General features: G+C 56.9%; 17 protein-coding genes. 9 read left to right on the top strand and 8 right to left on the bottom strand.

What is annotated here, in order from left to right; genetic code table 11:
* Nucleotides 1–165: 165 nt before the first annotated feature.
* From baeR to L370_RS01055, 6 genes are read right to left on the bottom strand one after another with little or no spacing between them, the layout of a single operon-like run.
* Nucleotides 166–888, bottom strand: a complete 723-nt coding sequence (baeR, locus tag L370_RS01030) for an envelope stress response regulator BaeR (RefSeq protein WP_023336298.1) — start codon at nucleotides 886–888, stop codon at nucleotides 166–168.
* Nucleotides 885–2,288 (bottom strand): envelope stress sensor histidine kinase BaeS, encoded by a 1,404-nt coding sequence (gene baeS / locus L370_RS01035; RefSeq protein ID WP_023336297.1) that lies wholly within the window; start codon nucleotides 2,286–2,288, stop codon nucleotides 885–887. The genes baeR and baeS overlap by 4 nt, the downstream gene beginning before the upstream one ends.
* Nucleotides 2,285–3,700 (bottom strand): MFS transporter, encoded by a 1,416-nt coding sequence (locus tag L370_RS01040; RefSeq protein ID WP_023336296.1) that lies wholly within the window; start codon nucleotides 3,698–3,700, stop codon nucleotides 2,285–2,287. Before L370_RS01040 ends, baeS begins: the two co-directional genes overlap by 4 nt.
* The gene (gene mdtC, locus L370_RS01045; RefSeq protein WP_023336295.1) at nucleotides 3,701–6,778 is read right to left on the bottom strand and encodes a multidrug efflux RND transporter permease subunit MdtC; all 3,078 of its coding nucleotides are present in this window, start codon (nucleotides 6,776–6,778) and stop codon (nucleotides 3,701–3,703) included.
* Nucleotides 6,779–9,901: an MdtB/MuxB family multidrug efflux RND transporter permease subunit gene (locus L370_RS01050; RefSeq protein WP_023336294.1), complete on the bottom strand. Its 3,123-nt coding sequence runs from the start codon at nucleotides 9,899–9,901 to the stop codon at nucleotides 6,779–6,781.
* Complete coding sequence (locus tag L370_RS01055) at nucleotides 9,901–11,103, bottom strand: MdtA/MuxA family multidrug efflux RND transporter periplasmic adaptor subunit (RefSeq protein WP_032666632.1); 1,203 nt, start codon at nucleotides 11,101–11,103, stop codon at nucleotides 9,901–9,903. Before L370_RS01055 ends, L370_RS01050 begins: the two co-directional genes overlap by 1 nt.
* Nucleotides 11,104–11,813: 710 nt before the next feature.
* Between L370_RS01055 and L370_RS01060 the strand changes: the two genes are divergently transcribed.
* The 8 genes from L370_RS01060 to L370_RS01095 all read left to right on the top strand — a co-directional run bounded on the left by L370_RS01060 (nucleotide 11,814) and on the right by L370_RS01095 (nucleotide 21,040).
* On the top strand, nucleotides 11,814–12,398 hold the full coding sequence (locus L370_RS01060; RefSeq protein ID WP_023336292.1) for a common pilus major fimbrillin subunit EcpA: 585 nt from the start codon (nucleotides 11,814–11,816) through the stop codon (nucleotides 12,396–12,398).
* A 51-nt stretch (nucleotides 12,399–12,449) separates the two neighbouring features.
* Complete coding sequence (locus L370_RS01065) at nucleotides 12,450–13,124, top strand: EcpB family pilus assembly chaperone (RefSeq protein ID WP_023336291.1); 675 nt, start codon at nucleotides 12,450–12,452, stop codon at nucleotides 13,122–13,124.
* 56 nt (nucleotides 13,125–13,180) lie between these two features.
* Complete coding sequence (locus tag L370_RS01070) at nucleotides 13,181–15,673, top strand: TcfC E-set like domain-containing protein (RefSeq protein WP_023336290.1); 2,493 nt, start codon at nucleotides 13,181–13,183, stop codon at nucleotides 15,671–15,673.
* A gap of 4 nt (nucleotides 15,674–15,677) precedes the next feature.
* Nucleotides 15,678–17,291: a hypothetical protein gene (locus L370_RS01075; protein WP_023336289.1), complete on the top strand. Its 1,614-nt coding sequence runs from the start codon at nucleotides 15,678–15,680 to the stop codon at nucleotides 17,289–17,291.
* A complete protein-coding gene (locus L370_RS01080; RefSeq protein ID WP_023336288.1) occupies nucleotides 17,288–17,968 on the top strand; it encodes a fimbrial biogenesis chaperone in 681 nt (226 codons plus the stop codon). Before L370_RS01075 ends, L370_RS01080 begins: the two co-directional genes overlap by 4 nt.
* 152 nt (nucleotides 17,969–18,120) lie before the next feature.
* Nucleotides 18,121–18,801: a winged helix-turn-helix domain-containing protein gene (locus L370_RS01085; protein ID WP_255344028.1), complete on the top strand. Its 681-nt coding sequence runs from the start codon at nucleotides 18,121–18,123 to the stop codon at nucleotides 18,799–18,801.
* Nucleotides 18,776–19,249, top strand: coding sequence for a hypothetical protein (locus tag L370_RS01090; RefSeq protein WP_023336286.1), 474 nt, complete (start codon nucleotides 18,776–18,778; stop codon nucleotides 19,247–19,249). The genes L370_RS01085 and L370_RS01090 overlap by 26 nt, the downstream gene beginning before the upstream one ends.
* A 321-nt stretch (nucleotides 19,250–19,570) precedes the next feature.
* On the top strand, nucleotides 19,571–21,040 hold the full coding sequence (locus L370_RS01095; protein ID WP_081706879.1) for an EAL domain-containing protein: 1,470 nt from the start codon (nucleotides 19,571–19,573) through the stop codon (nucleotides 21,038–21,040).
* Nucleotides 21,041–21,080: 40 nt separating this feature from the next.
* On the opposite strand, the gene yegD is transcribed toward L370_RS01095, so the two are convergent.
* On the bottom strand, nucleotides 21,081–22,433 hold the full coding sequence (gene yegD, locus L370_RS01100) for a molecular chaperone (RefSeq protein WP_023336284.1): 1,353 nt from the start codon (nucleotides 22,431–22,433) through the stop codon (nucleotides 21,081–21,083).
* A 130-nt stretch (nucleotides 22,434–22,563) separates the two neighbouring features.
* Here yegD and alkA point away from each other — a divergent pair, with 130 nt between their 5' ends.
* Nucleotides 22,564–23,436, top strand: a complete 873-nt coding sequence (gene alkA / locus L370_RS01105) for a DNA-3-methyladenine glycosylase 2 (RefSeq protein ID WP_023336283.1) — start codon at nucleotides 22,564–22,566, stop codon at nucleotides 23,434–23,436.
* Here the strand turns inward: alkA and L370_RS01110 are convergent.
* On the bottom strand, nucleotides 23,401–26,730 hold the full coding sequence (locus tag L370_RS01110; protein ID WP_023336282.1) for a diguanylate cyclase: 3,330 nt from the start codon (nucleotides 26,728–26,730) through the stop codon (nucleotides 23,401–23,403). The two genes, alkA and L370_RS01110, sit on opposite strands and share 36 nt — an antisense overlap.
* Nucleotides 26,731–26,853: the final 123 nt, after the last annotated feature.

The raw sequence follows: 26,853 nt of genomic DNA, 5'->3' as shown, positions 1-26,853 counted from the left end.
TGTTCTCGTTCTGATGACAGGTCAGATCCGCGTGCACCAGGTGCAGCGGTAAGGGGAGATCCCCCACTTTAAGGGCGGGCATTGTAGCGCTGCGGGGCAGGGAGGTAAAGTTATTGTGCCGGGTGGCGGCTTCGCCTTACCCGGCCTACATTGACCCGCGGATGACTAGGCAATCCTGCACGCATCCGCTTCCCAGCGATACCCTACGCCATACACCGCGCGAATAAACGACTGCTCGGCGTCCAGCGCCTCCAGCTTGCGGCGCAGGTTTTTGATATGGCTGTCAATGGTGCGGTCGGTCACGACGCGGTAATCGTCATACAGGTGGTTTAGCAGCTGTTCGCGGGAAAAGACTTTCCCCGGCTCGTGGGAGAGGGTTTTCAGCAGGCGGAACTCCGCAGGCGTCAGGTCCAGCAGCTTGCTGCGCCAGCTTGCCTGGAAGCGGCTTTCGTCGACAATCAGCGGGCTTTCGGCGTCGAGCACCTGAAGCTCGCGCTGCGGCCTGCAGCGGCGCAGAATGGTTTTCACGCGGGCGACCACTTCACGCGGGCTGTAGGGTTTGCAGATGTAATCGTCCGCGCCAATTTCGAGCCCCAGCAGGCGGTCGATCTCTTCGATTTTCGCGGTGACCATCACGATCGGCACGTCAGAGAAACGACGAATTTCCCGGCACAGGGTCAGTCCGTCAACGCCCGGCAGCATTAAATCCAGCAGGATCAGATCCGGCGGGGTCTGGCGCACGTACGGCAGCACCTGGTCGCCGTGGCTTATCAGCGACGGGGCGTAGCTGGCCGCGCGTAAATAGTCGATCAGCAACTGCCCCAGCTTCGGCTCGTCTTCCGCGATCAAAATGCGCGGCGTGTTTTCGTCAATGGGTAACTCGGTCATACTTCTCTCGATAAATCCCGTTCCAGAGGTAACTCTACTGTAATGCTAACCCCGCCAAAAGGCGAATGGGCGGCGCGGATCGTGCCATTATGCGCCTCGACGATGTTAACGCAAATCGCCAGCCCCAGGCCGGAACCGCCGCTGGCGCGGTTGCGGGAGCCTTCGGTACGGTAGAAACGTTCAAACAGTTTTTCCAGCTGCGCGTCCTGCACGCCGGGGGCGGAATCCGCGAAGGTGAGGGCAAAGCGTCCGTTTTCCTGCCTGCCGGAGATGTGCAGCCCGCCGCCGCTGTCGGTGTAGCGCAGGCTGTTTTCCAGCAGGTTGTTGAAGAGCTGCATCAGACGATCCTTGTCGCCAAACACCACCGCGCTGTCCGGCAGGGAGAGGTCGATTTTCAGGTCGCGGCTGGCAAACCGCTCGCGGAAGGCACCGCTGATCACTTCCAGAATGTTAATCACGTCCACCGGCGCTTTCTGGTAGGCCAGCGCACCCTCGTCAGACATGGAGAGCTGGTGGAGATCGTCCACCAGCTTGGTGAGCGTGCCCACCTCCGCCTGCAGGGAGGCGACCGATTCGGGCGTAAACTGGCGCACGCCGTCCTGGATGGCCTCCAGTTCGCCGCGCAGCACCGCCAGCGGCGTGCGCAGCTCGTGGGAGATATCGGCCATAAAGTCGCGGCGCATCTGCTGGTTCTTCTCCAGCGTGCTGGCGAGCTGGTTAAAATCCTGCGCCAGCTTGCCCAGTTCGTCCTGGCTGCGGGTATCGACACGTGTGGTGAAATCCCCGGCGGCCAGCTTGTGCGTGCCTTCCACCAGCCGTTTCACCGGGGCGAGCAGACCGCGCGCCAGCGGGAAGGTGGCGAGCGCGGCGAGCAGGGTGGAGAGGGCGACAATCAGCCAGCTCGTCCGACGCTGCTGGCGGTCAAAGTTGATGTCGGTGTTGCGCGTCAGGCGCTCCACCGGAGAGGCAATAACCCAGCCGACTGTCGCATTATTGACTTTGATCGCACGACGGGTGCCGTCCGGCGGTATCGGCGCGCGCGGACCCACCAGCGTGCGCATGTCCTGGTCAATCACCCAGAACTGGGTGCGCCAGCCGTGCGGCGGCATGCCTGGCCCCGGACGATCGTCACCGGTATCGTGCTCCAGCGAGCGCAGGATCTGGAAAATAAAGCGGTCGTTATTGCGCAGAAAACGCCAGTTGCCGTGCTGGGCGTACTGTTCACTCAGCGCATCGCTTAAGCCCTGTAAACGCTGTTCATTGCCATGCTTGATGTAATCAATAAAGCCGCGCTCGAAGCTGATCCGCACCGCCCAGTGCATGGTGACCAGCAGGACGATACAGGTGGCAAATATCGCCACGAAGAGCTTGCCGGTAATGCCCGGACGCCAGAATTTCATGAACCACTCCTTTTGCCGCGCCTGATGACGATGTTCTTGCTGGTATCATCCGGCACTCTGGCGAAGATGAAAGCGGGCAGGGCGATGATGACCGCCATGCTGAGATAGGTATACAAAAAGACCTGATGCGCCACCGGCGTGTCGACGCTGAGGTGGTGCTGGCCGTACATGCCGAGCAGTAAGCCCGCGATGGTCACCCCGACGCTCATTGAGAGCTGCATGATCATCGACAGCAGGCTGTTGCCGCTGCTCGCCAGCTCGTCCGGCAGATCCTTCAGCGTCAGGGTATTCATCGACGAGAAGCGCATGGAGTTGACGATCCCCTGGCAGAAAAGTACCAGCGGCAGAACGTAGTACCAGCCCATCAGCGCCACGGCCATAAACAGCAGGCTGACCAGCGCCAGCCCCAGCGTGGCGGTCACCAGCACGTGACGGTAGCCAAAGCGGTTCACCACCTGCACCACGATGCGCTTCATTCCCATGCTGCCGAGCACCATCGGGATCATCATCAGGCCCGCGTGAAACGGCGAGAAACCCAGGCCAATTTGCAGGAACACGGGCGTCATAAACGGCAGCATGCCGCTGCCGACGCGTCCGGCGAAGCTGCCGAACAGGCCAAGACGGTAGGTAGGGTTTTTAAACAGGTTCAGGCTGAACAGCGCCTTATCGTTACCTCTGGCATGCCGAAGGTACCACAGTATGGCGGTAACGCCGAGCGCGATCAGGAGCCCGAGCGTCAGGGGTGAAATCCCCAGACCTTTTTGCCCGTCGAGCGCCAGAGTGAGCGTGGCCATGCCTGCCGCCAGCAGAATAAAGCCAAAGAAATCAAAGCGCCGCGTCTGCATTTTGTAGTTCGGCATCAGCGTCAGGGTGGCGATGGCGCCGATGATGCCTACCGGCAGGTTGATTAAGAAGATCCAGTGCCACGAGGCGTACTCCACCAGAATGCCGCCGAGCGCCGGGCCCAGCAGCGGCCCCACCTGGCCGGGCAGGGTCACAAAGGTCATCGCCGCCATGTACTGCTCGCGCGGCACAATCTTCATCACCGTTAGCCGCCCGACGGGCACCATCATCGCCCCGCCAACGCCCTGCAGCACCCGCGCCATCACCAGCTGGTCGAGGGTGTTGGCCTGAGCGCAAAACAGCGAGCCGGTGGTAAACAGCACGATGGCGGTAAAAAAGATATTCCGCACCCCAACTTTGTCCGCCAGCCAGCCGCTGGCAGGCAGCATCACCGCCACCGTCAGCACGTAGGAGACTATCACCATATGCATATGCAGCGGGCTCTCCCCCAGGCTTTTTGCCATGGAGGGGAGGGCGGTGTTAACGATGGTCGTATCCAGCGACTGCATAAAAAAGCCGAAGGCGACTATCCATAATTGCCAGCGAACGCTGCTGGGAAGCTCAGTCATTTACCCGGTCACCGTTTCTCTGTTTTTACGCGAAAAGCGCAGCCGCAGGCGGTCAAAGAACAGATAGACCACCGGCGTGGTGTACAGCGTCAGCAGCTGGCTCATCACCAGGCCGCCGACAATGGTGATCCCCAGCGGCTGGCGCAGCTCGGAGCCGTCGCCGCCCGAGATAACCAGCGGCAGCGCGCCAAACAGCGCCGCCAGGGTGGTCATCATGATCGGACGAAAACGCAGCAGGCAGGCCTGGAAGATCGCCTCTTCCGGCGACAGATTGCCGTTGCGCTGGGCGTCCAGGGCGAAGTCGACCATCATGATCGCGTTTTTCTTCACAATACCAATTAATAGCATGATCCCGATGAGCGCGATAAGGCTGAACGGCGCGCCGAACAGCTCCAGCGCCAGCAGCGCCCCCACGCCCGCCGACGGCAGCGTCGAGAGAATGGTCAGCGGGTGCACGTAGCTCTCGTACAGCACGCCCAGCACAATATAAACCGTGGCGATGGCGGCCAGAATCAAAATTACCTGCGAGTTCATCGTCTCCTGGAACACCTGCGCGGTCCCGGCAAAGCTGCCGCGCACGGTGGACGGCACGCCAAGCTGCGTCATCGCACGGTTGATTGCGTCGCTGGCTTCAGAAAGCGATGAACCGGCGGGCAGGTTAAAGGAGATGGTCGACGCTGCCGAAAGCCCCTGATGGTTCACCGACAGCGGCGCGTTGGCGGGCTGCCAGCTGGCAAAGTAGGAGAGCGGAATCGCCTTGCCGTCGCTGTTAATCACAAACATTTTGTCCAGGGCGCTGATGTCCTGGGTATAGCGCGGGTCAACCTCCATCACCACCTTGTACTGGTTCATCGGCTGGTAGATGGTGGAGATCTCGCGCTGGCCGAAGGCGTTGTTCAGCAGGCTGTTGGCGGCTTCAACGTTAATGCCCAGACGCGACATGGTTTCGCGGTCGTAGGTCAGGGCCATCTCGGCACCGTTGTCCTGCTGATCGGAGTTGACGTCCGCCAGCTCCGGCAGAGCGGCCAGCGCCTTGCGGATCTTCGGCTCCCACTCGCGCAGGGCGGCTAAATCGTCCGAGAGCAACGTGTACTGATAGCTGGCGTTCGCCTGACGGCCGCCGACGCGGATATCCTGAACGGCCATCAAAAACAGGTTTGCCCCCGGCTCTTTGGCAAGCTTTACCCGCAGGCGGTCAATCACCTGCTGGGCGGTTTCGTTGCGCTCGCCGCGCGGTTTCAGGGTAATAAACATCATCCCGCTGTTGACGCGTGACCCGCCGGTAAAGCCGGTGACGTTATCCACGGCTTTGTCTTCACGAATGATCTTCATAAAGTCCTGCAGCTTGCCGCGCATCGCCTGGAACGAAATGCTCTGGTCCGCCTGTATCCCCCCCATCAGCACGCCGGTGTCCTGCTCGGGGAAGAAGGTTTTCGGGATGGTGATGTACATCCAGACGTTGAGCACGATGGTGCCAATCAGCACCAGGCCGACCAGCCGGGTATGGTTCAGCACCCACTTCAGCGATTTGCCGTAGCCTTCCTGCATCGCCATCAGGAAGCGGCCAAAGCCTTTGCGGCGCGGCTGCGAATGGGGTTTGCTGCGCTTGAGCATCCAGCCGCACATCATCGGCGTCAGCGTTAAGGAGATCGCCAGCGAAATGCCGATCGCGACCGAGAGGGTGACGGCAAACTCGCGCAGCAGCCGGCCCGGCAGACCGCCCATCAGCAGCAGCGGCAGGAACACCGCCACCAGCGACAGGCTCATGGAGAGCACCGTAAAGCCCACCTCGCGCGTGCCCTGCAGCGCGGCCTGCAGCGGCTTCACGCCCGCTTCCAGGTGGCGGGAAATGTTTTCCAGCACCACGATGGCGTCATCCACCACGAAGCCCGTAGCAATCGTCAGGGCCATCAGCGACAGGTTGTTGAGGCTAAACCCGCACAGGTACATGGCGGCAAAGGTACCGATCAGCGAGACCGGCACGGCCACCGCCGGAATAAGCGTCGCGCGGCCGGAGCGCAGGAACAGGAAGACCACCAGGATCACCAGCGCGACGGAGATAATCAGCGTCTGCTCCACCTCTTCGAGCGAGGCCCGAATGGTCGGGGAGCGATCCTGGGCAATTTGCAGATTGATCGCGGCCGGGATGGTCTCCTGCAGGTCCGGAAGACGGGCGCGAATGCTGTTCACCGTCTCAATAATATTCGCTTCCGGCAGCTTGCGGATCATCAGCAGAATCGCCGGCTTAGCGTTGGTCATCCCGGCGTTGCGCACGTCCTGCACCGAGTCGGTGACGCTGGCAACGTCGCTCAAGCGCACCGCCGCGCCGTTGTTGTAGTGAATAATGAGCGGCTGATATTCCGCGGCGGTTTTCAGCTCGTCGTTAGTGTGGATCTGCCAGCGGTGGCCGCCGTCCTCCACCGCTCCCTGCGGTTTACGCACGTTGGCGTTGCTGATGGCGGAGCGCACGTCATCCAGCGACACGCCCTGGTTGAACAGCGCCTGCGGGTTTAGGCCCACGCGCACGGCGGGCAGGGAACTCCCGCCAACGCTCACGTCGCCCACGCCGTTAATCTGTGAGATGGTCTGCGCCAGCTGGGTAGACGCAAAATCGTACAGCTGCCCCTGCGAATACGTATCCGAGGTCAGCGTCAGGATCATGATTGGCGCATCGGACGGGTTGGCCTTGCGGTAGGTTGGGCGGCTCGGCATCCCGCTCGGCAGCAGGCTTTGCGCGGCGTTGATGGCCGCCTGCACGTCGCGCGCTGCGCCGTTAATATCCCGGTCGAAGCTGAACTCCAGAATGATGCGCGTGCTGCCCAGCGAGCTGCTGGAGGTCATCTCGTTGACCCCCGCAATCCGCCCGAGCGAACGCTCCAGCGGCGTGGCAACCGAGGAGGCCATGGTCTCCGGTGACGCACCCGGCAGCGAGGCGCTGACCATGATCACCGGGAAATCCACCTGCGGCAGGGGGGCCACCGGCAGCAGCCGGAAGCCCAGCACGCCGCAGAGGGTAATGGCGAGCGAGATTAAAATCGTCGCCACCGGGCGATAAATGAAGAGGGCGAAAAACTTCACTTATGCCTCCTCTTCACGTTTCGGGAAGCGGCTTTTGGTCCACAGCGCCAGGCGGTCAAACAGCAGGTAGATCACCGGCGTGGTGAAGAGCGTTAGCACCTGGCTCACCAGCAGACCGCCGACCATGCCGATACCCAGCGGACGGCGCAGCTCCGCGCCGACGCCGGTGCTGAGCATCAGCGGCAGCGCGCCCAGCAGGGCGGCCAGCGTGGTCATCAGGATCGGACGAAAACGCAGCAGGCAGGCCTGGAAGATGGCATCGCGCGGCGACATGCCCTGCTCGCGCTCGGCGGCCAGGGCGAAGTCGATCATCATGATGGCGTTTTTCTTCACGATCCCGATAAGCAGGATGATGCCGATGATGGCAATGACGTCCAGCTCGCTGCCCGCCAGCATCAGCGCCAGCAGTGCCCCCACGCCTGCCGTCGGCAGGGTAGAGAGGATGGTGATCGGGTGGATAAAGCTTTCGTACAGCACGCCGAGCACGATGTACATCGCCACGACCGCCGCGACGATCAGCCAGATGGTGTTACCCAGCGCGGCCTGAAACGCCAGCGTGCTGCCCTGGAACTGGGTCTGAATATCGGACGGGAAGCTGAGTTCTTTTTCAGCAGCCTGAATGGCCTCCACCGCTTCGCCGAGAGAATAATTGTCCGGCACGTTGAAGGAAATGGTGGTGGACGGGAACTGATCCAGATGGTTGATCGACAGCGGGGTATAGCGTTCTTCCACCGTGGCGATAGCGCTCAGGGGCACAATACCGCCGTCTTTGCTGGTCAGGCGCACCGAGTCCAGCCCCGCCAGGCCGGGCGTGTTCTCCGTGTTGTGCTCCAGCACCACGCGATACTGGTTGGCCTGGGTGTAGATGGTGGAGATCAGGCGCTGACCGAAGGCGTTGTACAGGGCGTTGTCCACATCCGACATGGTAATGCCCAGTCGGCTCGCGGTATCGCGGTTGACGTTCACGTAGGCCGCCAGCCCTTTGTCCTGCCAGTCGCTGCTGACGTCGGCGAGCTGCGGCAGGGTGTTAAGCGTATTCACCAGCTGCGGCACCCAGGTGCTGAGCGCGTCCAGCGTGGTGGCCTGCAGCGTGAACTGGTACTGCGTGCGGCTGACCTGGGTATCAATGGTCAAATCCTGAATCGGCTGCAGGTAAAGCTCCACGCCCGGCACGCGCGCGACGGCGTTTTGAAGACGCTCAATGACGGCGTTGACGCGATCGTCGCGTTCATCCAGCGGTTTGAGGTTGATCTGCAGACGCGCGCTGTTGAGCGACGGGCTGGTGCCATCGACGCCCACGTAGGAGGTCAGGCTCTCTACCGCCGGATCTTTCATGACGATCTCAGACACCTGCTGCTGGCGCTGGGCCATACTGGCGAAGGAGACCGACTGCGGGGCCTGAAGCGTGCCCTGAATAATGCCGTTGTCCTGAATCGGGAAGAAGCCTTTCGGAATGAAAATCCACAGCATCACGCTGAGCGCCAGCGTGCCGAGCGCGACGCCGAGGGTTGCCCACGGATGGTTCAGGACTTTCGCCAGCACGCGACCGTAAGCGGCAATAATCCGCTCGAACATCCTCTCAGAGGCGCGGGAGAAGCGGTTTTGCTTGCGCAGGGACGCGTGGCTCAGCATGCGGGCGCACATCATCGGCGTCAGGGTCAGCGACACCACGGCGGAGATCAAAATGGCGACCGCCAGCGTGACGGCAAACTCGCGGAACAGCCGCCCGACGATATCGCCCATAAACAGCAGCGGGATCAGCACCGCAATCAGCGAGAAGGTCAGCGAGATAATGGTAAAGCCGATTTCGCCCGCGCCCTTCAGCGCGGCCGCCAGCGGCTTTTCGCCTTTCTCGATATAGCGCGAAATGTTCTCGATAACGACGATGGCGTCGTCAACCACGAACCCGGTGGCGATGGTGAGCGCCATCAGCGTCAGGTTGTTAATCGAAAAGTCGAGGAACACCATCACCGCAAAGGTCCCGACCAGCGAGAGCGGCACGGCGACGGCAGGAATAATGGTCGCCGGCACGTTGCGCAGGAACAGGTAAATGATCATCACCACCAGCGCAATCGCCAGCATCAGCTCAAACTGGGTGTCGGTGACCGACGCGCGAATGTTGGTGGTGCGGTCGGAAAGCACCTTCACGCTGACCGATTTCGGCAGGCTTTCGATCAGCTGCGGCAGCATGGTGCGGATGCTGTCGGCGGTATCGATAATGTTAGCGCCCGGCTGGCGCTGCACGTTCATCACGATCGCCTGCTGCCTGTTGGCCCAGGCGCCGAGCCAGCTGTTTTCAGCACCTTGCTCTACGGTCGCCACGTCGCCCAGACGCACCGGTGCGCCGTTCTGGTAAGCAATAATCAGCTGGCGGTATTCATCGGCGGACTGCATCTGATCGTTGGCAGAGAGCGTCACGGCGCGGGTGGGGCCGTCCAGCGAGCCTTTTGCCGAGTTAACGTTGGCGCTGCTGATGGCGGTGCGGATGGTTTCGCTGGTCAGGCCCAGCGCGGCAATCGCCTGCGCGTTCAGCTTCACGCGCACGGCGGGGCGCTGGCCACCCGCCAGCGTGACGAGGCCGACGCCGGAGACCTGTGAAATTTTCTGCGCCACGCGCGTTTCGACCATGTCTTCGACCTGGGTCATCGGCATGGCGGAGGAGGTGACGGCAAGCGTCATGATCGGCGGATCCGCCGGGTTCACCTTGCTGTAGACCGGCGGGTTAGGCAGATCCGACGGCAGCAGGTTGGTGGCGGCGTTAATCGCGGCCTGCACCTCCTGCTCGGCGACGTCCAGCGACAGCGACAGCTGGAACTGCAGCGTCACGACGGATGCCCCGCCGGAACTCTGGGAGGACATCTGTTTTAGCCCCGACATCTGGCCGAACTGGCGCTCCAGCGGGGCGGTAATGGCGGATGTCACGACATCCGGACTGGCGCCTGGATAGAGCGTCACCACCTGGATGGTGGGATAATCCACCTCCGGTAGCGCCGACACGGGCAGGAAGCGATAGCCGATAATCCCGGCGAGCAGGATCGCCACCATCAGCAGCGTGGTGGCGACAGGGCGGAGGATAAACAGGCGTGACGGCCCGCCTGTAGAGCCTGGGGGCATCACCTGCATCAGGATTTCTCTCCCTGTTTCGCAGGTTCAACCACTTCCACTTTGGCCCCTTCGGTCAGACGGTCGATGCCGTCGGTGACCACGCGGTCGCCTGCGGAAAGGCCGGCGGCGATGACCACCGTCTGGCTGTCCTGGATACCGGTTTTCACCAGGTGCTTGCTAACTTTATTGTCGCTGTTCAGCACCCAGACGAAGTTACCTTCGTTGCCCATCTGCAGCGCAGCGGTGGGGATCACCACCGCGTTTTCTTCGGTTGCAACCAGCATCCGCGCGTTCACGAACTGGTTCGGGAACAGGGCATCGTCCTGATTAGAAAAGCGCGCCTTCAGCTTGATGGTGCCGGTAGTGGTGTCGATTTGGTTATCCAGACTGAGCAGGGTGCCTTCGCTCAGTTTCTGCTTGTTGGTGCGGTCCCAGGCTTCCACCACCAGGCCTTTACCGGCTTTCTGCGCCTGCATCACGGTCGCGATATCGCTTTCCGGCAGGGTAAAGACTAAATCAATCGGGTGGGTCTGGGTGATCACCACGATGCCCGTGGTGTCGCCGCTGGAGATCTGGTTGCCGATATCGACCTGCTTCAGGCCCACGCGCCCGTCAATCGGCGCGGTAATGCGGCTCCAGTCCAGCTGCAACTGGGCGCTGGCCACGGCGGCTTCGTCGGCTTTGATGGTGCCCTGCGTTTCGCTGACCAGCGACTGCTGGGTGTCCAGCTCCTGACGCGATACCAGGTTCGTTTTCACCAGCTGCTGGTAGCGCGCTAAATCCCGGCGGGCGTTGGCGAGGGTGGCTTTGTCTTTCGCCAGCTGTCCCTGCGCCTGGGCAAGGGCCACCTTGAACTGGCTTGGGTCGATTTCCGCCAGCAGGTCGCCCGCTTTCACCTGCTGACCTTCCTGAAAGTGGATCGCCATGAGCTGACCGTCGACGCGGCTGCGCACCGTAGCGGTGTTGGCAGCAGTTATTGTCCCCAGTCCGGAGAGATAGCGCGGAACGGCTTTATTGACCGCCGTGGCTGCCTGGACCGGCGCCAGCGCGCCGCCGCGCATACCGTGACGTCCTCCGCCTGCAGGGCGCTGCGCCTGACTACTGGCACCAGCGGGGGCAGCGGAGTTCGCGGATTGACTGTGCCAGTACCAGGCGGCGGCAAGGGCCACCACAATGATGCCAGCGGCGATTGCCCAGCGGGAGTTGTTACTACCTTTCATCGTTATACGTTCTCATCCTGAATACTTCGGGGAATGATACTAGTTTAGTCAGCTAACACCGCGGAAAAATGGAGGAAATATGGAAGACTGTCAGGAATGGTCTGAATGGTGCCGGTGCGGCTTCGTTGCGTAGCGCTTCGCGGATTCGGTTTAATCCAGGAATATTCTTTATTCGTGGAATATTCCGAAGTCACTCTTCTTCGATAAAAAATATAACCTGCTGCTCGGTATTTATTATTAATTAAAAATCTAAGAATATTCCTGTCATTATTAATATAGTATAGGAATTTTCCACTCCGTACTAAATTGATGCATATTTTTAGCAAAAATTTAACAAACGTTTTTATTTTAGAACGAGTTCAATAGTTAATTGATTCATAATGTTTTTTAGCTTTTTTGCATTCTTTTCCTATTTTGATTTGTATCAAAAAATAAGAATAGATTTAAAATCCTTAATTTGTGTTTAATTAAGCATTAAAAACTGCAAATTATTTATTTATAAGATTTTAATGTTGCTATCGGGTGTTGCCAACCTATTTTTGATAAGAAAATTCTTAGAGATGTTAAGGTTTTTCGTATTTTATGATGTTGTGGGGGAGGTTATTTCGAATAATACTTTTTTGGCGCGGCAAATTTCGCTCGCAATTAAATGGAGCATCCTGGTTCTTATAAAGAGTGCCTGGTTGCGCGTTTGTTCTCAGGAGAAAAAAATGAAAAAGTTATTACTGGTGGCCTCTCTGGTTTCTGTGTTCGCAGCAGCAAATGCAATGGCTGATGTGACTGCCTCTGCTACAGCGTCATGGGATGCAACGGCTACAAAAGATACAACCAGCATGCTGGTTGTTACTCCGCTGAACTCTCTGACTTTCCAGTATGCGGAAGGCCTGAACGGGTTTAACACTCAGGACGGCGCTTTTGACGTAACCATTCAGGGACAAGAAAGTGCGACAGATTTCGAGCTGACTGCACAGGTCATTAGCAATACTCTGACCAACGCAAGCGGCGATGCGTCTACGCTGGACGTGGGTGTGGCATGGAACGGCAACGCGCTCTCCAGCGCGTCTGAAACCGTACTGGTTAATTCCTCTTCAACCTCTGGCCTCGAGAGCCTGATGGCGGATGGTGCTTATAACGGTGCGGAGCGCGTGAGCGATCAGTCCAGCTTCAAGTTCTCTATTTCCTCTGCTACCTCTGACGGTACGACTCCGGTAACAGATTACTCAGCGCTGCCTGACGGCTACTGGACAGGCGATGTGAAAGTACAGTTCAACGCGACCTGGACCACGCCAGCGTAATGAATAAAATTCGGGAGAGTTCCTCTCCCGAATTTTCTCAGGAAATAAGTAATGACTAAATATGTGCCAATAGCCATGTTGGTAGGGATGGCTACATCCTTTTCCAGCTGGGCAATTAATGTGGGTGATATTACATCGATAATGATTTCCGAAGAGAGTTCATTATCGAAAGAAATTATCAACACGACGGATTCTGCGCGCTACGTGAGTGTGACGGTAAAACAACTCTCCTCTCCGCTGCCCGGCGGCGTCGAGCTGAACGTTAATCCCGGTGAATTATTATCGACACCCGCCAGCCTTATTCTTCCTGGCGAAGCGAAAGATGTGTTCCGTTTTTTCTATAAAGGTCCGGAGGATGATAAAGAGCGTTATTACCGCCTGCAGTGGATAGACGAGCCGATCAGTGAAAGCGCAACCACCAAAGCCGGTAAAGCCGCGACGGCCACGGCCTCAGCGGAGATTGGCACCATTCTGGTTGTTGCCCCGCGTAAGGAGCGCTTCGACTACAGCCGTCAGGGCGACCTGATTACCAATACCGGCAATGTCTCATTTCGCGTGATCGCCTACGGCGCCTGCAAGGACAAGGCGCAGGATCAGGGCAGGGGCTGCCGCGAGCGTTATTACGTCATGCCGGGCACAAAAATAAGGCTGCAAAAAAGCGATGTGTCGAATAGCCGTACTCGTATTGGCATCTGGCACGGCAAGCAATTTATTACAGTGAAGTAAAAACATAACGCCATTACCGGTACCAAAAATTAAAATGCCGATGTGTAAGGATGCGTATGTCATTTAAATATCTCGTTGGGGGAAGTGTTTTTCTCTCGTTAGCGTTAACACCAGGCTTTGCCCATTCTGCGCCCGTGAAGATCGGGAAATACGTTATTCCTGGCGCGTTTGCCCGTTCGCTGGAGCAGGGTATGACGGTTCCGGTATTTATTCGCTATCAGGAAACGGACGAAAAGAGTCAGCAGAAAATTGCGGATGCGGTGATCTCTCTGGTCGACGGTAACATTACCGTGAAGTCGATTATGGTTTCCGACCTGCCAAATAACGCCGTGCTGTCGGATAAAACCCGCGGCATGGTAGAAAAAATCGCTGACGCTAAGTTTGTCGATAACACCGCGATTGCCCTGACGTCGGAAGCCCGCCTGCAGCTTAACGTTTCGTCGTTTCACCTGGAGATGATCGTCAGTCGGGACGCGCTAACCGAGGCGGTAGTGGCGCGCAGCACCTTATTAGGCCCGTCCAGCGTGGACAGGCTCTCTAACGTGCTGAATTACAATTTCGGCACCTATTACAATGACTATCAGAATGGCAGCAGCTCGCGCAGCTATTTAACGCTGGATAACACCCTGTCGCTTCGGGAGCATCACTTCAATATTAACGGTTCGGTATACGGTATTGGCGAGAGCAACAGTTCGAGCAAGGTGTATCGCGCGATGTACGAGCGCGACTACGAGGGCTATCGCCTGGCGCTGGGGATGCTGGATACGTGGAACGTGCAGTCCATTGCCAGCCTGAACGCGCTGAACGGCGGAAAAATCTACGGCGCCAGCTACGGCAATAAAGGCAGCACAGTGGTAGAAAATACCGCGCTGTCGCTGACCCCCATTACGGTCTTTCTTCCTGCCGCCGGGGAAGTCCACGTCTTCCGCGACGGGCGCTTGCTGAGCGTGCAGAACTTCAACATGGGCAGCTACGAAATAGACACCAGCCGTTTTCCCTACGGGGTTTACGACGTGACGGTGGATATCGTGGTGAATGGTCGCACGGTGAACACCCGCGTCAGCCGCGTGAATAAAATCTTCGCGCGCCAGCAGGCCGCCGGGCTGGACCAGCTCTCATGGCAGGTGTTCGGCGGAACGCTGGATTACGATCGCGTAAGCTACAAGCGCAATCACTACCACAATGCCGGCAGCGAGCAGACCTGGATTGCCGGCGGTGCGGCCTCTCTGACGCTGGCGATCCTCTCCGGCCTGAACGTGAAGTCCACGCTGTACGGCTTTGATTCCAACGCCGTGAACGAAACCGACCTGACCTTAAACGTCAATGAATACGTGAGCGTGGGCACCCAAACGCTGGTGGCAAACGACGGCACCTGGCGCAACGTCAGCAGCGTGAGCCTCAACGCTCCCGGCGGGTTTGGCTCGGTGTGGGCGTCACGCGAGGACAGCAAAATTGGCGACCGTTTGCCGGTGCAGGAGCGCGATAACTACTCCATTGGCGGCACGATTAACCTCGGACGCTTCATTCCGCACGGGGGATCGCTGACGGTGAGCCAGACGGAAAACCGCTACTCGGGCAACAAATATCGCAACCTGGATTACAGCACCACGCTGTACGCCGGGCGTTACGCCACCGTCGGCCTGCGCGCCGGGGTGCAGCGCTATTACTACAACAACCGGAATGACGACGGTCGTCAGGAGCGTTACGTCAGCCTCGACTTCTCGCTGCCGCTGGCCTCCTGGCTGAGCGTCGGGGCATCGCGGGATCGTTACGGTGCAACGCAGGGCAACATCAGCGCCCGCAAGCAGTTTGAAGACGGGCCTATTACCTCGGCAGGGATCGCGGCCTCCACCCGGCTGAGCGGCGAGCAGAACTACGGCAACGATTATTCCGTGAACGGCAACATGAGTTACGCCACCAAATACAACGCCGGGACGGTCTCCGTTACCCGATCGGCGGATAACGCTACCAACCTGAACTTCTCATCCCAGGGTTCGGTTGCCTGGGCGGGGGGCGATTTCGGCCTCAGCAAAGAGCGCCAGCGTTCCGGCATCATCGTGAAAACCGGGCTGGCAGGTGACGGCAAGCTGGCGGCAAAAATCAATAACCGTCACTACGTCCTGAGCGGCAAATCGAGCTTTATCGCGCTGCCGCCGTACGCTCAGTACAAGCTGGAGATCATGAACGACCGCAACTCCGAGGACAGCTTCGATATCGTCTCCGGGCGTAAGCAGTCGCTGAACCTCTATCCGGGCAACGTGGGTGTGGTGGCGCCGGAAGTGAAAAGCATGGTGACCGTCTTCGGGCGCGTGCGCTATCCAAACGGACAGCTCGCGGCCAATACCGATATTCATAACCACATCGGTAAAACGCGCACCGATGCGAAAGGTGAGTTCGCGATTGATATCGATAAGACATTCCCCGTCATTACCCTTGTTTCGGCGAATGGCAACATCTGCGAAGCCGATTTAGATCTGGAAAAAGCCCGCGGCGCAGCGTGGGTCGGGGACGTGCAATGCGCACTGCAATCGACTATGGCGCAGAGATAATGCTATGAAAAATATTAACCTTATTCTTCCGTTACTCGTTGCGGGTGCATTGACGCCGCTGGCGGCGAAAGCGTTGACCGCGTCCTCGTCCGGCTCGGTCAGCAATAACTTTCTGTTTATTGAAAACGCCGTGGACGGTGAGTATTTCATTACCCCCTCCGCGCTCGATCCTCGCTTTAGCGGATCCAACACCTGGGTGAAATACGGCACCTCGCAGGTGAGCCTCGGCTATCTCGGCTACGTGGGCTGGACGGCTCCGGCGAATAACTATCAGGATATGTGGATCGATAATTCGCCGATTGACGGGCCGTTTAGCGGCATCCGTTGTTACAGCGGTACGCAATGCCCAACGTCCGGCTATATCTCCGGTCAGGGCCGAGACGGCAACGGTTTCTACCACGCTCAGGTCGGCTCGGTCGCGGGCGTGGTGGGCGGGGCGTACGGCTTTGCGTCGCTGAGCGATTCGGCCTACGAATATTTCCGCGCGATGCCGACCGGCAGCAGCGAAACGTATGTCTTTAACCGCTGCTATACCTCGGTTAACTATGATTACGCGGGGGGCGAGCGCTGTAAGGATCAAAGCACCGGGCGCTGGAACTACGTAAACTACACCTTAACCAAGCGCGGCCATCTGGCGCTGGAATCTACCAGCGCTTTTCAGGAACTGTGGATCGCCAGCGACGGGACGCCGAGCATTACCAATGACTCCGGTGCCTGCGAGTTGGGGGTTGTCGGAAACGTAAGCGGCGTGATCTGCAAAATGGTCAGCTACAGCCTTCAGCAGACCGCGAACCTCACCGCCTCGCTCACCTTCAGGGCCTATATCGATTCCGCCGCGCTGGGCTTTACCCCGGCGGCGTCAACGGTACGTTATTCCGGCAACGGCTCGAACTGGTATAACTTCAGCGCGACGACGGCCTATTACAATGTCTTCTCAACGGACGGCCACTACGTCTATCTCTTTTTGTCGAAGACGTTTCTTAAAAACCTTGTCGACTCGGGCTACAGCATTACCAACAGCCAGCCTTTTACCTTTGCCTTCCGCAATAGCTTAACGCCGGAGTCGGGACATTACGAGTTCACGCCATCGCTGCAGCTGAACATTATTCCGAAGGAGTATGGAATCAGCATTGTCTCGTCGAATAACACCACGTCGGCAAGCGGCAGCGGCACCATCGGCGATGATTCCCCGATTGGCATGGACTATGTCGTCACCGTTTCCGGCCCGCGTCAGGCGGACAGTATTACCGCTCAGGTCACGGGGGACACCACGACCATTAACAATACGCCGTACTGCCTGTTTACCTCCGCGCAGGGCGGGATCAGCGTGCCGATCCCGGCGTATCTGCAGTACAGCAACCAGTCGGGCAGCGTGACGCAGGTGCGTAATAGCTGCGGCGAGGCGCCCATCAGCCTCAACGATGCGCTGTGGCAGCAAACGCCGTGGGATGCGAATAACACCGACGACGGAAGCTACTTCAGCACCGGCTTATCGCTGCTGTTCCCGATGAATGACTCCCGCTCGGCGCTGACGGTTTCAGGCTCCGACTGGGAAGGCGTGGTTAGCGCCAGCGGCGAAATCAAAGTCACCGCGAACTGGCTGGGTGTCACCAAATGAAGCGCGGGTATGCGGCAATCATCAGTGCGGCGCTGCTGAGCTTTTCGGCGCACGCCCTGTATCTCGATTCCACGATTTACGAGATGCCTGCGGACAAGTCTTTCATCAGCAAACGCATTTTTAACGACAGCAAAAAGCAGAATGTGTATCGCATTTCTGCGGTGAAAATTGATAAGCCCGGACCGGGCGGGGAGAAGCGGCAGGATATAGAAGAAGGGGAGCTGATTTTTGCGCCGCTGACGTTCTCGCTGGCGCCGGATGCCGGGGAGTTTTTTAAGATTTTCTACCGCGGCCCGCAGGATGATAAGGAGCGCTATTACCGGGTGCAGTTCACGGAGCTGCCCGTCACGATGTTCGCGGAGCGCAACGGGGGAAAAAGAAGCGAAGCGATACCGGCTATCGCCCTGGATACGATACTGGTGGTGCGCCCGAGAAAAATCGACCTGCGCTATACCCTGGATGAGCAGGCTGGGGTGCTTAAAAATACCGGGAACACTTTTTTTAAAATCATTGTGCAGCAGGGGTGCAATTCAACGGATGATGAGGCCACTATCCGTTACGTTCTCCCCGGAGAAACGTATCGAAGCAGCGGGTTAAAAAATCAAAATAAAAAATTCATTGTCGCTTTGCACAAGTATATCCCTGTTGGCAACGCGTGTTTTAAACCCGACTCATAAAATCCAAATAAAAATATTCTTATATTGCCAACCTGTATAAGGTAAATATACTCTGTATAGGTTGCTTGCATAATGAATGAAAAATATAAGAGTTTGTCTGGATGAGAAAGATAATTAATGGTCGGGTTTTGTACGACGCTAAGAAACGAGAATTGAGCGTACAAGATCAACACGTTGTTCTTTCCGCTTCGGTGGCAAGGTTACTGGATTTTTTTATTATAAATAATGCTCGCCAATTAAGCCGCGAACTGATCATTGAGGAAGTCTGGGCTAAGTATGGCATGAATCCCTCCGGACATAGTCTTAATAAAAGCATTAGTTTGTTACGCAAGGGATTTTCTGCGCTGGGGATTGATGGCGTTATCATTACCATCCCACGAGAAGGCTTTGTTTTTCAGGCGCAGGTCAACGATAACCGCGAAGATATATTGGATGCTACTGAGAAAGACGTAACGAATGTTAATCATGCAGGGACGTTTCTCTGGAACACAACATTTATAGTCTGGTTTGTTTTTTTCCTGTTTGTTGTGGGAGGTATGGTTATTTTTCTTACCGTAATGTTTCGCAGTAACGACGGCGTGGTGCATGTTTCAAATACTGGTGTCTGCGAAGTGTATACGATGGATGATAATTCCTCAGAGAAAATTTTTAAGTTTTTGCATTCTAAACGATGGGAAAGTTTTAATGCCATTTGTCACGGCACGAAGAGAGCTATCATATTTTATGACGATAACAGCCTGTCTAAGGGCAATAAGCTGAAAGAACATTTTTTCAGTATTTGTATGATGGATGAAAAAAAGGTGGCGTATGAGTGCCAAAATTATTTTTATTAGCATCATGACAGCGCTGGTCGCGCTTTTCTTCATTGTACTTCACCGCGGGGCAATCCCGGCGGCGCTGGTCTGTACCTCTAAATATCATCTCGATCTGGACACGCAACAAAACGGGATAAAAATAAAGGGAGAGGTTCTCCAGGTATTCAGGATCTCTTCGGAAAAAGACGGGATGCTGTCGCAGGTGGGTATGCTGGACGTAAATGATAAACAGTACGCCGTGAATCGCACTACGTCGCTGCGTTTTTTAGGGAAGGATAGCGACGGATATCTGCGTACAGAGCGCCTGGCAATAGTCAAGAACGATAATGACGATCTGCCCGACGCGATAACAGATTTGCTGATGTCAAAACAGAAGCTGTTTTATTACAAGGTTATCCGTATCGACGACAATGTATATGGTATCAGGGATTTGCGCCGCACGCTGATGGTCTGCCGTGCGAAGTGATTCTCTGCTTTACAATGATTTACAGGTGGTATGTTCTGCTTATTGATTTTTTTATGAGATTTTAGTTTGTCTGGTTGTGAATGTGAGGGCATTTGTTTGTACTTGCCATCGCTAAGAAAATTCCCTGTTCTGCTGATGGGAATATTCTTATCATTTTAACTCTGACCGCAATCCGGAGGATATAAAAAGCGTTTGCTTAGCTTTGCAATGAGAATATTAATTATCTGACATGTATATCGTTGGAAACAGAATCAATTGTGAATGTTCTCTCTATTTGAGGGAGGGGTAGCCTTTGCAATTAAAACCATGATGGTGATGATTATGAACACGAAAAAGGTCTTCCTGCTTAGTTATGACATTTATCTTTTCTCAGGGGTTAGGTCATTTTTACCTAATCTGATACTGGTGGATACCGGAACCTACATCAATGATTCTGATATCTCCACGCCCCAGTACAAAACCTGCCTGTTAATTATTGACAGCCGAATGCCATTTGGCTTGGTTAAACGGTGGCTGCAAAGAAACAGCAGTCAGTTTATTAATGTCAAGAGTGTGGTTATTAAGCTGAGTGAAAATAAATGTATTAACCGAGGTTTTGAATACGCGGAGTGTATCGATGCCAGACTGGACGCTGACGACATCATTGATTCGCTGAAGAAGATTTTGATGGCGAATACTGAAAACGGTGCGCCCGCCAGAATAGGCTTTGTGGATGAATTTCGCCTGAGCGATTTTGAACAGGAGATGCTCAATGCCTCATTCACCCGAACCGGCCAGGATGAATTTTGCCGGGCAAATTCGCTGGCGGTGAAATCGCTTTATCGCTATCGGGATAAAATAACCCATCGGCTGGGGTTTGATAATTTCAACGAGTCCATTATTTTTCTTTCCCGTAATGGCCTGCTGACAGAAAGAATAAGTGGAAATGAGAAGCCGTCGCGCTTTGTCTGTGATAATAACGAAGCCGATCGATTGAGCCTGGCGCTGAAAAATGAGGAGATTATTCCGTATTACCAGCCTATCGTCGGCAGTAATGGAGAACTGAGCGGGGTCGAAGTGCTGGCGCGCTGGCCGCAGGGTCATAATTACGCCATCTCCCAGCGTGAGTTTATTCCGCTGGCAGAAAAAAGTGGGCTTATTAATGAGCTGACTAGCTATTTAATGAATAAGGTGGCCAGCGATTTAAATCACAGCATTCACCGGCACGGGCAGTCCTTTTTTGTCGCCTTTAACGTAAGCCCTTCAAGCCTGAGCAATCCCGTCTTTTACTGGGAGTGCCTTAACTTTATAGAGTTAACGGAATCGTTGCCAATAAAGCTGATGATTGAAATAACCGAAAACCAGACGCTGGTGGTGACTCCGGCAATAAAAGAGCTGATCCGCTCCCTGCGCAATCGCGGGGTACTGTTTGCGCTGGATGATTTTGGCACGGGGTATGCGAATCTTTGCTATCTGAACGAGCTTGAACTCGATGTGATTAAAATCGACAAGACCTTTATCAACAGCATCCACGCGCATGAGCAGTCGCTGCCGATGCTGGAGTCGATAATAAACCTGGCCGCCATTCTGGGGCTGCAAACCGTGGCTGAGGGGGTGGAATATGACTACCAGCGCGACTGGCTTGTGGATAATCAGGTCGACTACCAGCAGGGGTACTTTTTTATGCCCCCGGTGGCGCTGGCGGAGTTTAAAGGCTTCATGAAGCGGTGTGAAAATATCGCGAGGCCCGTCCGGGAAAAGAAGTCTCCAGGGCAGGAAAAGCAGAATAATCCGCGCCTTACCGCACCCTGAATTCGCTCGCCCCGTTTCACAGTAAGGGGCGAGCGTAGTTTTAACTGAACATCACCTGCGCCCAGCGTGCCAGGCCTGCGGTGACGGAGCCAAAGTCATCCCCGCCTGCAATCGGAATGCCCGGCAGCTGTTCCGCCAGCGCTTTCTTGATCAATGGTGAACGGGCGCTTCCCCCCGTCAGATAAATCACGTCCGGCTTCTCGTTGCCGTTCTCCAGCGCCAGCTGTACCTGCTCCAGAATACGCTGCAGCGGCTGCGCGAGCGCCGTCTCCAGCCCGTCCTGCGAAATTGCGGTGGCCAGATCGTCGCTGATAAACGGCAAGGAGACCGCATGCTCAGCCCGGTCGGAAAGGGCAATTTTGCTCTCTTCAGCCGTACGCACCACGCGGTAGCTCAGGCGCTGACGCCACACTTTATACAGCAGGGCGACTTTTTCGGCGTCCTGCGCGTCACGCACCAGATCGTTAAGGAAGCGGCCGTTCGCGGTGCTGTAAAAATCACTCTGCGCAGGCACGTCGTTGATGGCAATCGCGTTCCACCACGGCAGGATCGGCAGGGCGATGCCTTTTTCCGTTTGCCCGCCCATGCCCAGCAGCGGCATCAGGCTCTTGAATGCCAGCGCGATATCGAGATCGTTCCCGCCTACGCGGCAGCCGCTGTGCCCCAGCAGGCTATTTTCACGATCGCGACGGTTATGCCACTGGGGGCCCATCAGCAGCAGCGAGCAGTCCGTTGTTCCCCCGCCGATGTCCACGACTAATACGCGCTTCTCTTCCGACAGCGTGGCTTCAAAATCCAGCCCCGCCGCAACCGGCTCGTACTGGAACACCACGTCGCGGAAGCCTGCCCGGTGCGCCGCGCGTTCAAGGATCCCCTGCGCCTGCTGGTTGGCCTCGTCGCCGCCCAGCCCCTGGAAGTTGATCGGGCGGCCAATGACCGCCTGGGTAATCGCGTCGGAGACCTGCGTCTGCGCCTGATTGCGGATGTGCAGCATCATCGCGCACACCAGGTCTTCGAACATCGCCACCTGCTGCGGCTTCAGGCCGCTGGCGCCGAGGAAGGATTTTGGCGACTTAACGAAGTAAACCTCTTCCGGGTCTTCAATGTAGTGCCCGAGCGATGAGAGCCCGAACTGCACGCTGGACGGCGTAACGTCGATATCTTCCTCGCGGTTAAAGCTGACCGCCCGGCGCAGCAGCGCCTGGGTCTCCGCCGCCGTGGCCGGAACCTGATGATGGCGGAACAGCCATTCGCTCACCGCTTCACGCGTCGGCGCGCAGAGCATTGACGGCAGCAGCGTACTCTCTTTTTCCATTTTCAGGAGCTCTGGCTGTCCGTTTTGCATAATCGCAACCGAGCAGTTTGCCGTACCGTAGTCAAATCCAATAAACACGATGAATCCCCATGCCAGTGAGAAGGGGCGAGACTTTAACGAAATGTCTGCATGGCGACAACAGGAATATGAAAGCAAGGCAAAACAGGACCTTTCCGTTTATGCTGTGGAGAACCCAAAAGGAGAGACGATGTACACCCTGAACTGGCAACCCCCTTACGACTGGCAGTGGATGTTTAGCTTTCTTGGCGCGCGTGCGGTCATGGGTATTGAAACCGTCACGAGCGATTACTATGAGCGCAGTTTCGCCTGCGATGGCCATCGGGGTGTCTTTCGCGTCACGCCGGATACTGCCGCCCATACGCTGGTCGTGACGCTCAGTTCGGGGTTAATCCCGGTTGCGCAGACGTGCCTTGAACGCATCGAACGCCTGTTCGATCTCGCCTGCAACCCGCAGCACGTCGCGGAAACGCTGGGCGATCTCGGTGCAGCCCGGCCGGGCTTGCGTTTGCCGGGGGCGATGGATGCCTACGAGCAGGGCGTACGGGCGATCCTCGGGCAGCTGGTGAGCGTGGCGATGGCGGCGAAACTGACGTCGCGCGTGGTGGCGCTGTGTGGCGAACCGGTGGCGGATCGTCCGGGCTATCTCTGTTTCCCCACCCCGCAAGCGCTGGCGGCAGCGGACCCGCTGGCGCTGAAAGCGTTAGGCATGCCGGTAAAGCGGGCGGAGTCGTTAATTCACCTGGCACAGTCGGTCATCGACGGGACGTTTCCGCTTTTCCCGCCCGCGGATATTGAGGCCGGGATGAAAGCGTTACAGCAGCGGCCGGGAATAGGGCGCTGGACGGCAAACTACCTGGCCCTGCGCGGCTGGCAGGCGAAAGATGTCTTTCTGCCGGATGATTATCTGATTAAGCAGCGCTTTGCCGGGATGACGCCCGCGCAAATTCGTCGTTATGCCGAGCGCTGGCAGCCGTGGCGCTCTTACGCACTGCTGCATATCTGGTATACCGACGGCTGGGCGCCGTCAGTTGATGGCGAAATAGCTGGTGTTGAGCAATAGATCCAGAGGCTGCGGCTCGGCGATGGTATCACCATAGATAAAATCAATGCCGATGCCGGAGAGCGTATCCATCATGATGGGCTGGTTGCAGGGGCCCGCGATGGTTTTCATTCCCAGACGCTGGGCGTGGCCCTGAACAATGGTCACCATCATCTCATCCATCAGATTGCCGTACACGTTGGTTACCACCTCCGCATCCAGCATCAGATAGTCGGCCATGTTCGCGGTCAGGTGGGTAAAGACGTTCATATCGCGTCCCACCTGGCTGAAGATCACGCGGCAGCCCGCCTGGCGGAGCTTTTGCAGGCCCCGATGCAGGTTCTTATCCGGGCTGCACACCACGTCGGCAGAGATAACAAGATGCAGCAGACGGCCCGGCATCGGGCTTTTATCCAGCAGATCGAGAAGTTCATCAACCAGCGTTACGCTGGCTAAACCGGCCTCAGAAAGCGGCAGCGCCACCCCCATGCCTTTACTGGCGATCTGAGCGGCATAGGTACGGAAAAACTCGCTAAAGATTCGTCTGTCGAGAGCGTGCAAAAGCTCAGGCTCCGCCAGGCCCGAGCGGAAGGCGTGCTCTTCCTGGACTTCGCCCTGGCTGGTCCACAGGCGTAACGAAATCAGCCAGAAATTACTGCTTTCAGGAATGCGCGGGGAGGCCACGCTGCGGGCAATCATCATCAGATGATTGTCTTTAATCATGTGCCACTGTTCATCAAGCGACATCATGCTGCGCGTGCAGTGATCCCGCTCCTGCTGGGGCTCGTAAACCGTCACCATACCGCGCCCGCTGTTTTTCGAGGCGTAACAGGCAATATCTGCCTGGGACATGATTTCCGACGCCTGATGGTTATTTTCATCAATCAGCGTGATACCTGCGCTGGCGCCGATCCGGTGCAGGCGGCCTTCCCACATAAAGTGATAGTCATTGATCGTCTGGATCAGACGACTGGCGATATAGCGTGCGCTTTCAATATTGCAGTCCGGCAACAGTAACCCGAACTCGTCCCCGCCCAGGCGTGCCAGCACGTCGCTGGAGCGCAGCATGGTCAGCATTAAGGAAGAGAGTTCCCTCAGTAGCGCATCGCCGGCGGCATGGCCCGCCGTATCGTTGACGGCCTTAAAGCGATCGAGATCGATAAAGACCAGGGCGTGACGCTGGCGGGTTTCGCGAACGGTCTGCAGGAGACGTTTGAGATGGTTTTCGAAGCTGACCCGGTTGGCGAGATGGGTCAGCGCATCGTGGGAGGCGCTGTAGCTCAGCTGACGCAGCATTTTGCGCGACTCGGTCACGTCCTGGATTACGATAACCGAGCCAATACTCTGCCCGTCAAGCGTGCTGAGCGGCGTAATGCTGTAATGAATATCGAAGCTTCCGCCGGTACGGCAGTTCAGCACCACGTCCTGATCGATATCAGAACGGGACATATCGCCGCTGTGAATATTCTCCATCAGCGGCCCTTTTTCACCAAAGGTGATATGCAACACCTTCAGAACCGGCTGGCCGATAGCCTCGGTCTGCAGCCAGCCGCTCATTTTCTCGGCCACCGGGTTCATAAAGGTGACGTTCATGTTGATATCGGTGCACAGCACCGCTTCACCGATGGAGTCGAGGGTGATGTGCAGACGCTCTTTTTCCTGGAAAAGGGCTTCGTTGAGCAGCTTAACCTCGGTCATGTCCATGTTGATGCCGAGCAGCCGTTCGACTTCACCCTGCTTATTGAGCACCCGGTTCGCCAGGGAGCGAATATGGCGCACGCCTTCCTTCACGCGGATGCGGAATTCCAGCTTAAACGGCAGGCGGGAAATCAGCGAGTCCCGCAGGACCTTCTCAGCGTGGGCACGATCTTCCGGCAGCATCGTGTCATGCCAGAGCTGCCAGGTAGGCTTGATGTGCGGCGGGATTTCATACAGCTCGAACATCCGCTTGTCCCAGCTGATAATGTCTGGCTCCAGATCCCACTCCCAGATGCCAATGCCGCCGGCTTCGTTGGCGAGCGTAATGCGCTCCATCAGGCGCTTATTGACCCACTCGGTGTGCTTCAGGTCATTAATGTCTTCAATCTGGGCGATAAAGTAGAGCGGCGAGCCGTCGGCATGACGCACGACGGAGACGGCAAGCAGCGCCCAGACCACTTCTCCGTCGCGAGTGTAATAGCGCTTCTCGAGGGTGTAGGTATTGATGTCGCCGTTGACCAGCTGGTCGAGCTGTTCCAGGTCGGTGTGCAGATCTTCCGGCCAGGTGAGCTGCTGGAAAGTCAGCGACTGAAGCTCCGCCTGGCTGTAACCCAGGAAATTGCACAGCGCCTTGTTAGCCTGAAGCCATTTTCCCTCAATGCTGACCAGCGCCATACCAATAGCGGAATACTCCATCGCATTGCGGAAACGCTCCTCGCTTTCGGTGATGTGTTTGCGCTCGGCGCGGAAGGCATACATCACCATGGTCATCACGTTGGCCGGCAGGAGCAGCATCAGGAACGGCAGCCAGGGGGCGTTAAGCATCGTGCCGACGTGCTGGGTAGTCAGTGCTGCAGGGTTTCGGGCAATCATCAGCGACACAACCATCACGGTGACCAGAAACACCATGAACGCTTCCATCCTGGGCAAGCGTACCGCGCTCCACATAAGCAAAACGATAACGCAGGTAAAAGGCCACGGCAGCCAGGTGATAGCTGCCCAGCTGAGGGCCAGCGTCACGGCAAGCGTAGTCAGCGTTTCCAGCAGCAATCGCGGGTCACGGTGGCGGAGCAGATAATGCGGTTTAAACAGCAGTCCCAATGGCACCACCGCCAGCGCGCCGATGGCTTCTGATAGCACCCAAACAAAGAAATTACGTAGCGGCTCAGGGCCGGGCGCCAGCAGAGTCACCAGAAGACCACCCACCAGTGGGGGGACCAGCGCGCTGCCGATGGCTACGCGGATCCAGTCATTCAGGTTCTGCAGCGGGTTGTACCACGGGAGCAATCTACGCAGTAACAGCGCGCCGATAGCGGCCTCGATCACGTTGACAGAAGGGTAGATGAGGCTGACCGACCCCCATGAAAACAACATCCACGAAGCCAGAATGTTACCGAACGTGCAGGCCAGCGCAATGCCCGGCCACATTTTTCCTGCATGGCGGTAAAACGCCACCATCATAATCGCGGTGGGGAACCAGAGCGGGGCCAGCAGGGTACCGAACCGGGTGAGCTCCAGCGAAAATAAGGTAAAGATAAAGGTGACCAGGCCCAGACAGACAAGTCGTATTAAAGGATGTGGGGTGGTAACCAAAACCCGCTGGTATTGTTTATTCATTACCGCTTTATCCAGAGACGCCATGCCGTCAGGGAAGATGTCCGAACGCGTGAATTTGATAATTTGGTTTATGCTAGTACAAACAATTTACAATTCATATGGTGACCGCTCAGAATTTGACAC

It is taken from the genome of Enterobacter sp. MGH 24 (genome assembly GCF_000493015.1).
In the GTDB taxonomy this organism is placed as follows: domain Bacteria; phylum Pseudomonadota; class Gammaproteobacteria; order Enterobacterales; family Enterobacteriaceae; genus Enterobacter.
This window is presented reverse-complemented; position numbering and strand designations above follow the sequence as displayed.

Bases quoted from the DNA above. Each gene is read 5' to 3' on its own strand.
- L370_RS01065 (WP_023336291.1), top strand. From the start codon at position 12,450: ATGACTAAATATGTGCCAATAGCCATGTTGGTAGGGATGGCTACATCC.
- L370_RS01095 (WP_081706879.1), top strand. From the start codon at position 19,571: ATGAACACGAAAAAGGTCTTCCTGCTTAGTTATGACATTTATCTTTTC.
- L370_RS01040 (WP_023336296.1), bottom strand. From the start codon at position 3,700: ATGACTGAGCTTCCCAGCAGCGTTCGCTGGCAATTATGGATAGTCGCC.
- L370_RS01110 (WP_023336282.1), bottom strand. From the start codon at position 26,730: ATGAATAAACAATACCAGCGGGTTTTGGTTACCACCCCACATCCTTTA.
- baeR (WP_023336298.1), bottom strand. From the start codon at position 888: ATGACCGAGTTACCCATTGACGAAAACACGCCGCGCATTTTGATCGCG.
- L370_RS01075 (WP_023336289.1), top strand. From the start codon at position 15,678: ATGAAAAATATTAACCTTATTCTTCCGTTACTCGTTGCGGGTGCATTG.
- alkA (WP_023336283.1), top strand. From the start codon at position 22,564: ATGTACACCCTGAACTGGCAACCCCCTTACGACTGGCAGTGGATGTTT.
- L370_RS01080 (WP_023336288.1), top strand. From the start codon at position 17,288: ATGAAGCGCGGGTATGCGGCAATCATCAGTGCGGCGCTGCTGAGCTTT.
- baeS (WP_023336297.1), bottom strand. From the start codon at position 2,288: ATGAAATTCTGGCGTCCGGGCATTACCGGCAAGCTCTTCGTGGCGATA.
- L370_RS01060 (WP_023336292.1), top strand. From the start codon at position 11,814: ATGAAAAAGTTATTACTGGTGGCCTCTCTGGTTTCTGTGTTCGCAGCA.
- L370_RS01050 (WP_023336294.1), bottom strand. From the start codon at position 9,901: ATGCAGGTGATGCCCCCAGGCTCTACAGGCGGGCCGTCACGCCTGTTT.
- L370_RS01055 (WP_032666632.1), bottom strand. From the start codon at position 11,103: ATGAAAGGTAGTAACAACTCCCGCTGGGCAATCGCCGCTGGCATCATT.
- L370_RS01090 (WP_023336286.1), top strand. From the start codon at position 18,776: ATGAGTGCCAAAATTATTTTTATTAGCATCATGACAGCGCTGGTCGCG.
- L370_RS01070 (WP_023336290.1), top strand. From the start codon at position 13,181: ATGTCATTTAAATATCTCGTTGGGGGAAGTGTTTTTCTCTCGTTAGCG.